This window comes from Streptomyces sp. NPDC054786 (genome assembly GCF_053611685.1).
This window is the reverse complement of record NZ_JBSHAW010000036.1, coordinates 26,371-39,884: the sequence shown is the minus strand read 5'-3', so window position 1 is coordinate 39,884 and position 13,514 is coordinate 26,371. Positions and strand designations below refer to the sequence as shown.

The following is a 13,514-nucleotide window of genomic DNA, read 5'->3' as shown; positions in this document are numbered from 1 at the left end:
GGCGTCGCGGGACCACGCTGAACCCAAAGACACGGCCCAGGGGCCGAGTGGCTCATGCCGGAGCGGGCGAGGTCGAGCACCCTGGAGGTATGGGCGCGAATGCGCCGAGCGCGCCAGGAACGGAGCGAGGCCATGAAGGACGTCATCACCGCCGGTGTGGACGGTACGCCCGAGTCCCTGTCCGCGATCCAGTGGGCGGCACAGGAAGCACGGCTGCGCCATGCACGCCTGCGGCTGTTGCATGCCTGGGTGCTGCTCACGCCGGAGCCGGTGCCCCACCCCCTTGAGGAAGGGGATCAGAACTACTGGCCCCATCGGATGATGGACGAGGCCGTCACCGCAGTGCGCACCCGCTTCCCCGACCTCCCGGTGGACCCGGTCCTGGTGTCCAAAGACCCGCTGGAGGCCCTGCAGGAAGCCGCGGGACAGTCGGACCTGCTGGTCCTGGGCTCACGGGACCTGGGTCCGGTGTCCCGCTTCGCCCTCGGCGAGCTCGGTCTGAAGCTGGTGGCGCACACCGAGTGCCCCACGGCTCTGGTCCGCGCCCGGCGGGACGCCGCGGCGGTCGAGCAGGACGGGGAGGTGATGGTGGGGGTGGGCCTGCACGGACCGTGTGAGGCGCTGCTCGCCTTCGCCTTCGACACCGCCGCGCGGCGGGCCGTCACCCTGCGTGCCGTACACGGCAGGCACCTGCCCTCGTATGCGTACAACCGGGGCGGTGGCGTGGAGCCGATCGCCGCCGAGGAGGCCGCGCAGGACGCACGGCAGGAGCTGGCCGCGGTCCTGCACCCGTGGCGGGAGAAGTATCCGGACCTGCACGTGGACGAGCGTGTGGTGATGGAGAGTCCGGCGCCGGCCCTGTTGCACAGCGCCGCGGACGCGGGGCTGCTCATCGTCGGCCGACGGCACCGGCACCGGCTGCCGACGCCTCGTATCGGCCATGTCGTCCAGGCGGTCGTTCACCACGCCCCGTGTCCGGTGGCAGTGGTGCCGCACGCATGACCGCGAGACGGCGGGCGTCCACGGTCTGAGACGGCCGGTGGCCGGCGCCATGACGCCCCGCGGCAGAAGGCGGATGATGACGGTGAGGGCTCATACCGGCGGGGACCGGCTGCCGAGGGCGTGACGGCCCCGTTCGCGGCCTGAGGCGACGACCCCGGTAGAAGGCAGAGGTAACCATGGCAACGACAGTCGAGTGGCCCGTCCGTCTGTACCTCTTCGAGGAGGACGGAACGACCAAGGCACGCGTGGTGCTCCGGACCGGAACCACCACCCTCACCGGGCGCGGCACGGCCCGCTGCAGCCCCGAGGACCCGGATGTACCGGAGATCGGGGACGAGATCGCGGCCGGGCGTGCGATGAGGGACCTCGCCGGTCAGTTGCAGCGGGTGGCGGATCTTGATCTCGAAGGCGTCGGTGCCGGGCCGCCCCGGCATGAGCATCGCGCCTCCTACGGCTGGGCGAGCGCGATGGCGTGAGTCCGATGCGGGCGCCGTCCCGGCCGACCGGTGGCACGGCGCTCCGTGGAAGGAGTCGGCCATGTCGGATGCGACGCTCACCGACCTGTACGAAGCGACCATGGCCCTCTCCTATCTGCACGAGGGCATGACGCAACCGGCGACATTCAGCTGCTTCGTGCGGGCCCTGCCGCCGGACCGGGGGTTCCTGATCGCCGCCGGGGCCGAGACGGTCCTCGACTTCCTCTCCGACTTCGCCGTCGGACGCGATGATGTCGAGGTGTTCGCGGAGGCGCTGCAACGGCCGGCGAGGGATCTGGCTCCGCTGCTGGGGATGCGCTTCACCGGGGAGGTCCGGGCCGTACCGGAGGGGCGGGTCGTGCTGGCCGATGAACCGTTGCTGGAGCTCACCGCTCCGCTGCCGCAGGCGCAGTTCGTGGAGTCGTATGTGCTCAATCACCTCACCCATCAGACGACCATCGCGTCCAAGTGCGTCCGATGCGTGCTCGCCGCACGGGGACGCTCCGTCGTGGACTTCTCGCTGCGGCGCACCCATGGAACCGCTGCCGCCCACCAGGTGGCCCGGCTGGGTGCCATGACCGGTTTCGCGGGCACCAGCAATGTGGCGGCGGCCCACGCCGAGGATCTGGCGACGGTCGGCACGATGGCGCACTCGTACATCGAGGCGTTCGGGGACGAGGAGGCGGCGTTCACCGCGTTCGCGCTCTGCCATCCCGGACCGGTGACCTTTCTGGTGGACACCTACGCCACCGAATCCGGCGTCGCGGCGGCGGCCCGGGTGCTGAATGCGCTGGGGCGCGGTGACGGGTCGGCCATCCGGCTGGACAGCGGTGACCTCGCGGAACTGGCCTTCCGGGCCCGCACGATCCTGGACAACGCGGGACTGCCGCAGGTCCGCATCGTCGCCAGCGGCGGGCTGGACGAATTCGCCGTGCACGATCTGGCGCGGACGGGAGCGCCGATCGACGGATACGCCGTGGGCACCAGCATCGGGGTGAGCGCCGACGCGCCCTCGCTGGATTCGGCGTACAAGCTCGTCGCGTACGACGGCCGCCCCGTGATGAAGCTGTCGGTGGCGAAGGCGACCGCACCGGGCCGCAAGCAGGTCTTCCGCCGGCCCGGGTGCCACGATGTGATCGGCCTGGCCGACGAGCCGGTTCCCCCGGGCAGTACGCCGCTGCTGGAAACGCTGATGCGCGGGGGCGAGCGCAGCACACCGCGCGGCCGTGTGGAGGACGCCCGGGAGCGGGTCGCGGCCGATGTCGCGGAGCTGCCCGCGACAGCCCGGTACACCCGGTCGCCGCAGGCCGTGCGGGCGAAGGTCTCGAGGCGGCTCTCCGCCCTGACCGAGCATGTCCGGCGGCAGGTCGAGCGCGAGGTCCTGGCCCCGTTCGGCTCGCACGCCTGAGCCGCCGGGGGCTTTTCTCCGTACCGTCGTCGTATGGCGGACAAGCAGGGCGGCAAGGGCCCCGGGAAGCTGTCGCGGTCGCGCTACGAGCGGGAGCTGTACCGGCTGCAGACGGAGCTGGTGAAGCTCCAGGAGTGGGTGCGTACCGAGGGTGCCCGGCTGGTCGTCGTCTTCGAGGGGCGTGACGCGGCCGGCAAGGGAGGCACGATCAAACGCGCCACCCAGTACCTCAACCCCCGGGTGGCGCGGATCGTGGCGCTGCCCCGGCCCACCGAGCGGGAGCGCACCCAGTGGTACTTCCAGCGCTACACGGAGCACCTTCCCGCGGCGGGCGAGATGGTGCTGTTCGACCGCAGTTGGTACAACCGGGCCGGTGTCGAGCGGGTCATGGGTTTCTGCACACCGGCCGAGCACCAGCGGTTTCTTCGGCAGTGCCCGGTCTTCGAGCGGATGCTCGTGGAGGACGGGATCCTGCTGCGCAAGTACTGGTTCTCGGTGAGCGACGAGATGCAGGAGCGGCGGTTCCGGCGCCGGCTGGAGGACCCGACGCGGCGCTGGAAGCTCTCCCCCATGGATCTGGAATCCCTGACCCGCTGGGAGGAGTACTCGCGGGCCAAGGACGAGATGTTCGTCCATACCGACATCGCGGAGGCACCGTGGTACGTCGTCGAGAGCGACGACAAACGCCGGGCCCGGCTGAACATGATCGCCCATCTGCTGTCGACGGTGCCCTACCGTGCCGTCGCCCCGCCGGAGCTCACCCTGCCGCCGCGGCCTCCGGCCACCGGCTATCAGCGGCCGCCCCGCGATCTGCAGACCTACGTTCCCGATCATGCGGCCGGGCTGGAGAAGTAGGCGCAGGGCCGCGGCGCCGGCTCAGGCGTGCTGCGGCACGACCGCCACGGGGCAGGCGGCGTGGCAGAGCGCGGTGTGCGCCACCCGGCCGGGCTGCAGACCGAAGTGTCCCTGTCGGCGCTGCGCTCCGACCACCAGCAGATCCGCGGCGGCGGCGCGTTGCACCAGGACCTTGTGGGCCGGTCCCTCAACCATGGCGCGGTGCACCCGCACCGCCGGATGCGCGTCGGCCGCCTGTGCCAGAGCGTCGTCCAGCAGCGCAGATGCCTGCTGTTCGTGGTAGCGGTGGGCCTCCGCGGGGGGCGGCGGGGCGTCGGGCGTCTCGTGTGCGGGGTGGCGCCAGGCGCAGACCGCCTCCAGCGTGCAACGGCGGACCTCGGCCTCGCGGAAGGCGAAGCGGACGGCCGCCATTTCGCCGGCCGGGTCGGCGACGCCGAGGAGGATGCGCGCATGCGTGCCCGCGAGTCCGGCAGCGTCACCACGGACCACGATCACCGGGCACCGGGCGCGGGCGGCAACCGTCAGACTGACCGACCCCAGCAGCAGGCCGGTGATCTCCCCGCGTCCCCGCGACCCCAGGACCAGCGCCGAGGCATGGAGGGCCTCGTTGAGCAGGACGGTGACCGCGTCGTCGGCCAGCACCTCCGCCGAGACCTTGACGTCCGCGTGACGGCGTCGGGCGTGTGCGGCGGCCGACTCCACGATGTTCTCCGCCAGCACCTGCTCGCTGGGACGATCCGGGCCCTGCGCCTGTGACGTCCCCTCGTAGCGCTCCCACCGGGAGGCATGGACGATCCGCAGCGGGAGTCCGTGGCGTGCCGCCTCGTCCACCGCCCAGTCCAGCGAGCGGAACGCGGCATCCGATCCGTCGGTTCCGACAGTCAGCGGATGCTCCATCGCCCCCACTTCCTTTCGCTCCTCGGCGAAGAGGCCGTACTGCCACCGTCGCACCACGGTCCGGTGCGCGCAGGGGACGGATGGCCACCGGCGATGGGCCGACCGGATCCTCTCGGCGCTTTGGGGGCGCTCCGCCGGGAGCGCCCCGGACTCGCACCGCGACTACCGTGGAGGTGTGGCCCGCCACGGTGCGGGGCACACCACGGAGGCATCGTGGGCAACGACGGAAGCCAGGTCGCAAGGGCTCGCAGCAAGATCCTCTGGCCGTGGCGGCGCAATCCGCTCCGGCGACGGTCGGATGTGGCCCAGGCCTGGATGGTGCTGGTCACCGGCGTGCTGATCGTGGTGGCCGGGCCGGCCGCGGGGTTGGCGGCCGCCGGCACGGTGGATGCCGGTGCCGCACAGGCCGGCGGCCACTCCGTCGCGGCCGTTCTGACCGAGGACCCTCCGACCCGTATCGGCGTGGACGTCTCGGGCGGCGCCGTGACACGGGTGCACGCAACGGTGCGCTGGACGGCTGCCGATGGCGCGGTCCGGACGGGCGAGACCGCAGTGGCGCCGGGCCTGCGGGCCGGTGACCGTACCTCTGCCCGGCTCGACGGCCGCGGGGCGCTGATACGCGATCCCGTCACACCCACCCAGGCGAGGGGCGAGAGCATCGCGATCGGCACCGTGGCCGCGAGCTCGACCGCTCTGCTGCTGCTCGGCGCCGAACGCACCGGCCGCGCCCTCCTGGACCGCCGGCGCTACGCCCAGTGGGAGCGGGAGTGGGCGGCGGAAGACCCCCGGTGGGGGCAACAGGCGGCGTGAAGCGACGCGGGGGGGCGCCAGGTCGCGCCGAGCCCGTCCGGCCCGGCGGCACCCACCCGAGCGGGAGACGGCGTGCGGCGCGCCCATGGCCCACAGCCGTGGTGCCATGGAAGGGACACACCGACGAACGGAACCGTCACCATGAGCGGCGCGCCGTCCCTGGCCGCTTGCCTGCACTCACTGCGGGCCGTGGTCTTCGACACCGACGGGGTCATCACCGACTCCGCCCGGATGCATGCCGGGGCCTGGAAGGGCGCCTTCGACGCATGTCTGGCGGCCGTCGGCGGACAACGCCCCTTCGACCCGGTGGACGACTATCTGCGCCATGTCGACGGCCTCTCCCGGCAGGACGGGGCGGCCGCGTTCCTGCGCGCACGGGGCCTCGAACTGCCGCTCGGCACCCCGGACGACGCGCCGGGCACGGACACCGTCGGCGCCATCGCGGCCCGCAAGGACGCGCTGTTCACCGCGAGTCTGCGGACCGATGCCGTCACCACCTGGCCCGGCACCGTGCGCCTGCTGCGGGTGCTGCGGGACCAGGGGGTGCCGTGTGCCGCCGTCTCCGCGTCCCGTCATGCCACCGAGCTGCTGTCCGCGGCCGATGTGCTCGGGCTCTTCCAGGCCGTGGTGGACGGCAACGAGGCGCGCCGGATGGACCTGCCGGGCAAGCCGGACCCGGCGCTCTTCGTGGAAGCCGCCCGGCGACTCGGTGTCCCGGCCCGGGACACCGCCGTGGTGGAGGACGCCCTCGCGGGTGTCGAGGCCGGCCGCCGCGGCGGATTCGGCCTCGTGGTGGGCGTGGACCGGACGGCCGGCCCGTACCGTGCCACCGCACTGCGCCGCCGTGGCGCCGATGTGGTCGTGACCGACCCCGGCGAGCTGCTGACGTCCGGGGAGGGGGGATGACGGGCGCCTGGACCTGGTCGTACGACGTCCGGGGCGGGCGGATGACGCGCCCCTGGAGCTGGTCGTACGAGGGGTACGACCCGGACACGGAACGGCTGCGCGAAACGCTCTGCGCGCTCGGCAACGGCTACTTCGTCACCCGCGGCGCGGCGTCCGAGGTGCCGGCCGGGCCCGCGCACTACCCGGGCACCTACGCCGCCGGCTGCTACAACCGGCTCACCTCCATCGTGGCGGGCCGCCCGGTCGAGAACGAGGACATGGTCAACCTGCCCAACTGGCTCCCGCTGCGCTACCGGATGTGCCCCGCCGACACGGCGCCCGGCCCCTGGCTCTCCCCCGACCACCCGCAGCTGGCGGAGCACCGGCAGACCCTGGACCTGCGGCACGGCACGCTGACCCGCTGGTCGGTCTACGAGGACCAGGCCGGCCGGCGGCTGAGCGTGGAGCAGTGCCGCCTGGTGCACATGGGAGAGCCCCATCTGGCCGCGCTGCGCACCTGCTTCACGTCCCATGGGTGGGCCGGCACGGTGGAGGTGGAGTCCGGGATCGACGGTGCGGTGCGCAATGCCGGCGTCGCGCGCTACCGCGAGCTGGCGGACCAGCATCTGACGGGGTGGGAGACCGGTGCCGAGCGACGGGACACGGTGTGGCTGAGCTGCCGCACCCTCGACTCGGACATCCGTATCGCGCTGGCCGCCCGGACCCGCGCCTCCTCCGGCCGGGGCGGGGCGCCCATGCCGCAGCTCACCGCACTGGCAGCGTTCCACGCCCTGGTCCTGCCCGTCGTCCCCGACTCCCCCGCGGTCGTCGAGAAGACCGTGGCGCTGTTCACCTCCCGCGACCCGGCGATCGAGAGCCCGCGGCATGCGGCCGTGGACTGTGTGGTCCTGGCCCCGCACTTCCGGCAGTTGCGGGCGTCGCACCGCCGCGCCTGGGAGAATCTGTGGCGGCAGGCCAAGCTGGAGGTCCCCGGCGAGGCGGGCGGAATCCTGCGTCTGCACCTCTTCCATCTCCTGCAGACCCTCTCGCCGCACACCGCCGAGCTGGATGTCGGGGTGCCGGCGAGGGGCCTGCACGGCGAGGCGTACCGCGGGCATGTCTTCTGGGACGAGCTGTTCGTGCTGCCGTTTTTGAACCTGCACCTTCCGCAGGTCTCCCGGTCGCTGCTGGACTACCGCTACCGGCGGCTGCCCGCCGCCTGCCATGCGGCGCGGGAAGCGGGCCGTACCGGCGCGATGTACCCCTGGCAGAGCGCCGGCGACGGCCGTGAGGAGACCCAGCAACTCCATCTCAACCCGCACTCGGGGCGCTGGCTGCCCGATCATTCCCGGCTCCAGCACCACGTCGGATCGGCGATCGCCTACAACGTGTGGCAGTACGGACAGGCCAGCGGCGACACGGAGTTCCTGCACACCAGGGGCGCGGAGATGCTGCTGCAGATCGCCCGCTTCTGGGCATCGGCCGCGGACTGGGACGCCGCGCTGGGCCGGTACCGCATCCGTGGGGTGGTCGGTCCCGACGAGTACCACGACGGCTATCCGGGAGCCGCCGAACCGGGCGTGGACGACAACGCGTACACCAACGTCACGGCGGCCTGGGTGCTGATGCGTGCCCTCGAGCTGTGCCGCACACTCCCCGAGGCCCATCAACGGCAGCTGTGCGAACGCCTCCAGCTCTGCCCGGAGGAGCCCGAGCGCTGGGAGGACATCGCGCACCGGCTCCATGTGCCCTACCACCGCGGGGTGATCAGCCAGTTCGCCGGATACGGGGACCTCGCCGAGCTCGACTGGCACGGATACCGGCAGCGCTACGGCGACATCCGCCGGCTGGACCGGATCCTGGAGGCGGAGGGCGATACGGTCAACCGCTACCAGGCCTCCAAACAGGCCGATGTGCTGATGCTGGGCTATCTCTTCTCGCCGGCGGAGCTCGCCTCGGTGTTCCGCCGGCTCGGCCACCGCCTCGACGACGACCTCTGGCACGCCACCGTCGACTACTACCTCCACCGCACCAGCCACGGCTCCACCCTCAGCGCCCTGGTCCACGCCTGGGTCCTGGCCCGCGTACACCGTCCCGACGCCTGGACGTACTGCGAGGAGGCGCTGACCGGGGATGTGGCGGACGTCCAGGGCGGCACCACCGCGGAGGGCATCCACCTCGGCGCGATGGCCGGCACCCTGGACTTCGTCCAGCGCGGTATGACCGGTCTGGAGACCCGCGACCAGGCGCTGTGGCTCGACCCGGCGCCGCTGCCCGAGCTCTCGAAGTTCGGGGTCCGCATCCGCTTCCGGCGGCACTGGGACATCGATCTGCGCATCCGCGCCGAGCAGGTACGGATCGCGGTACCGGCCTCGGAGAACGCCGCGGTGCGGGTAAAGCTGCGCGACCGCTCGTTCTCCCTCGCCCCCGGTACGTCGCGCCGGCTCGACCTGCCCGAGGACTGACGGCAGCAGGCGGCCCCTGCCGGACACGGCCCGTCCCGCCGGACGGGCCGTGTCCCGCTGAGGACGGGCGGCTGCCTCAGCGCCGCAGTGGGCCCTCGCAGCGGAAGTCCGCGCTGCCCGCCCGGCCCGAGGGCCAGACGTCGGTGGGACCGAAGGAGCAGTTCATGTCGGTGAAGTTGTTCGCGGTGGGCCCGGTGCGGTCGAGGAGGAAGTAGTCGACGGTTTCGGACATGTCCTTGAAGACCTGGTCGGGGTTGCCGGAGTTGGCGAGGTTGGCGGTGATCCGGCCGTTGCAGGTGAACCGGCCGTTGCCGCGGTCGCCCTCGTCCTTGCAGACGGGCGTGTTGGCGGTGGCGGCGGCGAAGGCGGTCTGCACCTCGGCGGGGGTGGCGAACTTCAGGGAAGCGTTGGGCGTGAACGTCGTGTTCGGTACGAAGAGGTCGTCGACGAGGGCGATCTGTGCGTCGAGGAAGGCGTCGTACTGCTGCTGCAGCCCTGCGTCGGAGCCCATGCGGTTGCGCCAGGAGTCGAACGCGGCCGGGTCATCGGCGCGCAGATACCGGTACATCTCCTGGAGTTTCGCCGGGTGTTCGCGCCACAGGAACTCGAAGAACGTCCCGGCGTAGGAGTAGAAGCGGAAGCCGTCGTGGTCGTACGTCGCGTGCAGGAACTCGTTGATGCTCATGCGGGGTTTGCCGCCCGTGGTGTCCGTCATGATGTCGCGGACGAGTGACCGGCGGACGGCGATGCCGTTGTCACGGGTCGAGCCGTCGAAGAACTCGGCGCTGCCCTCGTCCATGGCGGTGGTGCGGTCGCCCTCGTACCAGGGGCCTTCGCCGAAGAAGCCGGGGACGGCGAAGCGGCCGTTGAGGTAGTGGACGTACTCGTGCCGGAAGAGCTCTTCGAGGGTGAGGCTGGAGTCCTGGGGGACGCGCCGCTGATAGGTGTAGAAGGTCGCGCCCTGCTCGATGTAGACGCCGCCGTTGTTGGTGCCCATTCCGGTGAGCAGCGGGTGGTAGACCTCGTAGTCGGCGCGTGCGGCGTACAGGACGATGGTGAGTGTGGTGTTGGGGTCACCGGCCAGCGGTTCGGTGGTCCCGAGCACCCGGTGGAACTGGGCCCTGACCTGCTTGGACGCATAGTAGAGCTGGTCGACGACGGCACGGTCGAGGGCGGTGCGGACCTTGATGGCGCCGTTGTCGTAGGAGTAGGTGCGCGGGAAGATCCGCTTTTCGATGTCCTCCTTGCACACCCCGTACGGCTTGCAGGCGTCGAAGGAGATGAGCCAGGACGCGACCTTGGCCCAGGGTTCGCTGCCGTCGCCGAAGTTGCGCACGGTGAGGGGGAGGAGGGCGCCGAGGTCGGTGACGATGGCCTTCTTCAAGGAGTCGATCTGGCCGAAGCGGCCGTACTCCCCGAGCGCATCGCGGACGACCCAGGCGTTGGGTGTGCCCTTGAGATGGGTGTATCCGGCAAACGCCTTGAAGACGGCGCGGTACCCGGGGTCCGTGGCGACCGCGTACTGGAAGGCGGTGTCCTTGTTGCCGGGGTAGACGCCCAGGTAGTTGACCGAGAGGCCGGCGAGGGCGGCGTTGGCCCATGCCGGGTCCTTGTGAGTGGCGGAGTGGGCCGGGTCCATGGTGGCCAGGACCTTCTGAATCAGGTCGAGTTGATGCTGGCGCAGGCCCGGGGCACTGGCGGCGTAGAGGGCTTCGCGCAGGGTGTCGGCGTTGACCCGGGTGACGTCGAAGGTCCGGGCCGCGGTGCCGAAGGCCTCGACGGCGCCGCGTACGGCATCGACGGTGGGGGCGTCGGTGGTGTCGATCTCGTCGCGGGAGAAGTCCTGGTAGGCCACCGCGTGCAAGTACGTGAACATCTCGTACAGATGGCTGGTGTTCTTGCCGTCATGGGCGGCGGCAAGCCCGGTGATGCGACGGGCCACCGCCTGGACGTGGGCGTCGGACATGACGGGGATGAGCCGGGGGTCCCACGTCCAGACGAGGTTGCGCAGACAGTCGTCGGCCGTGACGGCCGGGTCGGCGAGGAAGTCCGCGAGCTGTTCGGGACTCAGGCCGGTGATGCCGTCGAGGGTGCAGGGGGCGACGACGGGTCTGGGACGGTGCGGCACGCCGACGGGCTTGGTCTGCGGGCCCGGTATACGGCCGCTCTCGACGAGGGAGCGCGGCGCCGGTGCCGGGGCGGGGTCGAACCTCGGTGTCTTGGCGAGGCGTTGGACCTGGTCGAAGGGGTTGGCGCTGGGGGCGGCGGGCCGGTGTCCGGGGTGCTGCGCCCGGGGCCGCTGCGAGGAGGTGGCCGACGTGTGGGGTGCCGCCTGGGCGGCCTGGACGGCCGGCAGGGCGAGGGTGGTGGCGAGGGTCGCGGCCAGCAGGATTCTGCGCGGCATACGCGGGTGTGACACCTGAACCTCCGGGAGGGGGTGGGGGGTTGTGTGGGGTTTGCGGCAATGGCCTTCACTCCACGAGGTGTGACCCGTAACATAGTAATGTGAAATTGCACTGACAAGGCTTCAGGTAACGTTCTTTACCGGAGGTGTCGATATGACCTCGCGCGCCGCCCCACTCCACACCGGGAGCCATGACTTGCCGGTGTCGGACGCCCTCGCCGGCTTCATGACCGGTCAGTGGGCCGCCGCCCCGCTCCCCGACGGGCCCCGCGTCCCGGGCTTCGCACGGTTCGCCGGCCGCCGGGCCCGGCTCGCCGCGCGCTTCCCCGGCGAGCGACTGATCGTCCCCGCCGGGGAGTTGAAGGTCCGCTCCCACGACTGCGACCACCGCTTCCGCCCGCACAGCGCCTACGCCTGGTTGACCGGACTGACGGGTGAGGACCAGCCGGGGCACGTCCTGGTGCTGGAACCGGACGGCGAGCCGGTGCTGTACCTCCGGCCGCGGCCGCCGCGGGACCGCGACGGCGCGTTCTACCGGGACCGCCGCTACGGCGAGTTCTGGGTGGGCCGCCGCCCCGATCTGGCCGAGGCCGGGCGGCTCACCGGCCTCCGCTGTGCGCACCTGGACGACCTCGCCCGCCACCGGGCCGACCGGGACGCCTCACAGGACACCGAACTCGCCTCGGTCCTCAGCGAGTTGCGGCTCGTGAAGGACGACTGGGAGGTGGCCCAGCTGCAGCAGGCCGTCGCGCACACCACCACCGGCTTCGAGGATGTCGTACGGTCCCTCCCCGCCGCCCTGCGCCACCCGCGCGGCGAACGCTGGATCGAAGGAGTCTTCCAGCTGCGCGCCCGCGCCGAGGGCAACGGCACGGGGTACGAGACCATCGCCGCCGTCGGCGCCCACGCCTGTGTGCTCCACTGGATCCGCAACGACGGGCCGCTCGATCCCGCCCAGTTGCTGCTGCTGGACGCGGGGGTGGAGACCGACTCGCTGTACACCGCCGACCTCACCCGCACCCTGCCGCTGTCCGGACGCTTCTCCCCCGTCCAGCGCCGGGTGTACGAGCTGGTGCTCGCCGCGCAGGACGCGGGCATCGCCGCCCTCAAGCCGGGGGCGAGCTTCCGCGACTTCCACCGGGCCTGTTCGGGCGTCCTGGCCGAGGGGCTGGCCGACTGGGGCGTGCTGCGCATCCCTGCCGAGGAGGCGCTCGCCACCGACAGCGGCCTGTACCGGCGTTACACGCTGTGCAGTTCGGGCCATATGCTCGGACTCGATGTGCATGACTGCGCCCGGGCCCGCGCGGAGCAGTACCTGGACGGCGTTCTGACGGAGGGGCAGGTCCTGACGGTCGAACCAGGGCTCTATCTGCAGCCCGACGACACGACCCTGCCTCGGGAACTGCGCGGCGTCGGTGTCCGTATCGAGGACGATCTGGTGATCACCGCGGACGGTGCCCGGCTGATGTCGTCGGCACTGCCGCGCACCGCCGACGCCGTGGAGGAGTGGATGGCCGGACTCCTCTCCGGGCCGGCCTGACCCGACGGCCCGGTCAGCCCTGGCGGACGCCCGGCGTGCGCTGCGGCCGTGGCACCAGTGGTTCGTCGCGGCCCTGGGCCCACAGCGAACGGACATGGCCGAGGTGGCGGGCCATACAGGACTCGGCCGCCTCGGCATCGCCCGTCAGCATCACATCGAGCAGCTCCCCGTGCTCTTCGGCGGAGGGCAGCAGCTGGTTGCGCTCATCGAGACGGGTGAGGCCGTAGAGACGGGAGCGCTTGCGCAGATCGCCGGCCGTCTCGACCAGGCGGTCATTGCCGCTGAGGCCGAGCAGTTCGAGGTGGAAGCGGCGGTCGGCCTCCAGGTAGCCGATGAGGTCGTGCGCACGGGCGGCGGCGACGATCTCCAGGGCGGCCGGGCGGAGGGCCTCCAGCTGTGCGCGGCCGGCGGTGCGGGTGACCTGGCCGACGACCGGGACCTCGATCAGGGCACGGATCTCGGTGTACTGGTCGAGGTCGCGCTCGCTCACCTCGGTGATCCGGAAACCCTTGTTGCGGACCGGCTCGACCAGCCCCTCGCGGGCCAGGTCGAGCATCGCCTCGCGCACCGGGGTGGCGGAGACACCGAAGTCCGCGGCGAGGCCCGGGGCCGAGTAGACCGACCCCGGGCGCAGTTCCCCCGCGATCAGGGCCGCGCGCAGCTGATGGGCGACCTGATCGCGGAGCCGCTCCTGAGCGGTGATCAGGCTGCGGTGCTTGAGTTCACCCATCGTGGTCCTCCGAGTTGGCGCGGAGTGCCAGCGTACAATGTC

General features: G+C 71.8%; 11 protein-coding genes. 8 read left to right on the top strand and 3 right to left on the bottom strand.

What is annotated here, in order from left to right:
• Positions 1-132 precede the first annotated feature (132 nt).
• The 4 genes from ACWGI6_RS27640 (at position 133) to ppk2 (ending at position 3,741) form a co-directional block, all read left to right on the top strand.
• Entirely contained in the window at positions 133-1,002 is an 870-nt protein-coding gene (locus tag ACWGI6_RS27640) for a universal stress protein (RefSeq protein ID WP_453270024.1), read from the top strand.
• A 176-nt stretch (positions 1,003-1,178) separates the two neighbouring features.
• Positions 1,179-1,478, top strand: a complete 300-nt coding sequence (locus tag ACWGI6_RS27635; protein WP_393904432.1) for a dsRBD fold-containing protein — start codon at positions 1,179-1,181, stop codon at positions 1,476-1,478.
• Positions 1,479-1,539: 61 nt separating this feature from the next.
• Positions 1,540-2,886, top strand: coding sequence for a nicotinate phosphoribosyltransferase (locus tag ACWGI6_RS27630; protein WP_453270023.1), 1,347 nt, complete (start codon positions 1,540-1,542; stop codon positions 2,884-2,886).
• A gap of 33 nt (positions 2,887-2,919) precedes the next feature.
• Positions 2,920-3,741 (top strand): polyphosphate kinase 2, encoded by an 822-nt coding sequence (ppk2, locus tag ACWGI6_RS27625; protein WP_453270022.1) that lies wholly within the window; start codon positions 2,920-2,922, stop codon positions 3,739-3,741.
• Between the two features lie 21 nt (positions 3,742-3,762).
• Here the strand turns inward: ppk2 and ACWGI6_RS27620 are convergent, their stop codons facing one another.
• Positions 3,763-4,638 (bottom strand): universal stress protein, encoded by an 876-nt coding sequence (locus ACWGI6_RS27620; protein WP_453270021.1) that lies wholly within the window; start codon positions 4,636-4,638, stop codon positions 3,763-3,765.
• Between the two features lie 213 nt (positions 4,639-4,851).
• Between ACWGI6_RS27620 and ACWGI6_RS27615 the strand changes: the two genes are divergently transcribed.
• From ACWGI6_RS27615 to ACWGI6_RS27605, 3 genes are all read left to right on the top strand, one after another.
• On the top strand, positions 4,852-5,448 hold the full coding sequence (locus ACWGI6_RS27615) for an Rv1733c family protein (protein WP_453270020.1): 597 nt from the start codon (positions 4,852-4,854) through the stop codon (positions 5,446-5,448).
• Positions 5,449-5,589: 141 nt separating this feature from the next.
• Entirely contained in the window at positions 5,590-6,354 is a 765-nt protein-coding gene (locus tag ACWGI6_RS27610) for an HAD family hydrolase (RefSeq protein ID WP_453270019.1), read from the top strand.
• Between the two features lie 41 nt (positions 6,355-6,395).
• On the top strand, positions 6,396-8,798 hold the full coding sequence (locus ACWGI6_RS27605; protein ID WP_453270066.1) for a glycoside hydrolase family 65 protein: 2,403 nt from the start codon (positions 6,396-6,398) through the stop codon (positions 8,796-8,798).
• Positions 8,799-8,874: 76 nt separating this feature from the next.
• On the opposite strand, the gene ACWGI6_RS27600 is transcribed toward ACWGI6_RS27605, so the two are convergent.
• On the bottom strand, positions 8,875-11,202 hold the full coding sequence (locus tag ACWGI6_RS27600) for a collagenase (RefSeq protein ID WP_453270018.1): 2,328 nt from the start codon (positions 11,200-11,202) through the stop codon (positions 8,875-8,877).
• 154 nt (positions 11,203-11,356) lie between these two features.
• Between ACWGI6_RS27600 and ACWGI6_RS27595 the strand changes: the two genes are divergently transcribed.
• A complete protein-coding gene (locus ACWGI6_RS27595; RefSeq protein ID WP_453270017.1) occupies positions 11,357-12,742 on the top strand; it encodes an aminopeptidase P family protein in 1,386 nt (461 codons plus the stop codon).
• Positions 12,743-12,755: 13 nt separating this feature from the next.
• Here the strand turns inward: ACWGI6_RS27595 and ACWGI6_RS27590 are convergent, their stop codons facing one another.
• Positions 12,756-13,472 (bottom strand): GntR family transcriptional regulator, encoded by a 717-nt coding sequence (locus ACWGI6_RS27590; RefSeq protein WP_453270016.1) that lies wholly within the window; start codon positions 13,470-13,472, stop codon positions 12,756-12,758.
• Positions 13,473-13,514 lie beyond the last annotated feature (42 nt).

Coding starts and splice junctions, on each gene's coding strand:
- ACWGI6_RS27640 (WP_453270024.1), top strand. CDS start 133: ATGAAGGACGTCATCACCGCCGGTGTGGACGGTACGCCCGAGTCCCTG.
- ACWGI6_RS27635 (WP_393904432.1), top strand. CDS start 1,179: ATGGCAACGACAGTCGAGTGGCCCGTCCGTCTGTACCTCTTCGAGGAG.
- ACWGI6_RS27630 (WP_453270023.1), top strand. CDS start 1,540: ATGTCGGATGCGACGCTCACCGACCTGTACGAAGCGACCATGGCCCTC.
- ppk2 (WP_453270022.1), top strand. CDS start 2,920: ATGGCGGACAAGCAGGGCGGCAAGGGCCCCGGGAAGCTGTCGCGGTCG.
- ACWGI6_RS27620 (WP_453270021.1), bottom strand. CDS start 4,638: ATGGAGCATCCGCTGACTGTCGGAACCGACGGATCGGATGCCGCGTTC.
- ACWGI6_RS27610 (WP_453270019.1), top strand. CDS start 5,590: ATGAGCGGCGCGCCGTCCCTGGCCGCTTGCCTGCACTCACTGCGGGCC.
- ACWGI6_RS27605 (WP_453270066.1), top strand. CDS start 6,396: ATGACGCGCCCCTGGAGCTGGTCGTACGAGGGGTACGACCCGGACACG.
- ACWGI6_RS27600 (WP_453270018.1), bottom strand. CDS start 11,202: ATGCCGCGCAGAATCCTGCTGGCCGCGACCCTCGCCACCACCCTCGCC.
- ACWGI6_RS27595 (WP_453270017.1), top strand. CDS start 11,357: ATGACCTCGCGCGCCGCCCCACTCCACACCGGGAGCCATGACTTGCCG.
- ACWGI6_RS27590 (WP_453270016.1), bottom strand. CDS start 13,472: ATGGGTGAACTCAAGCACCGCAGCCTGATCACCGCTCAGGAGCGGCTC.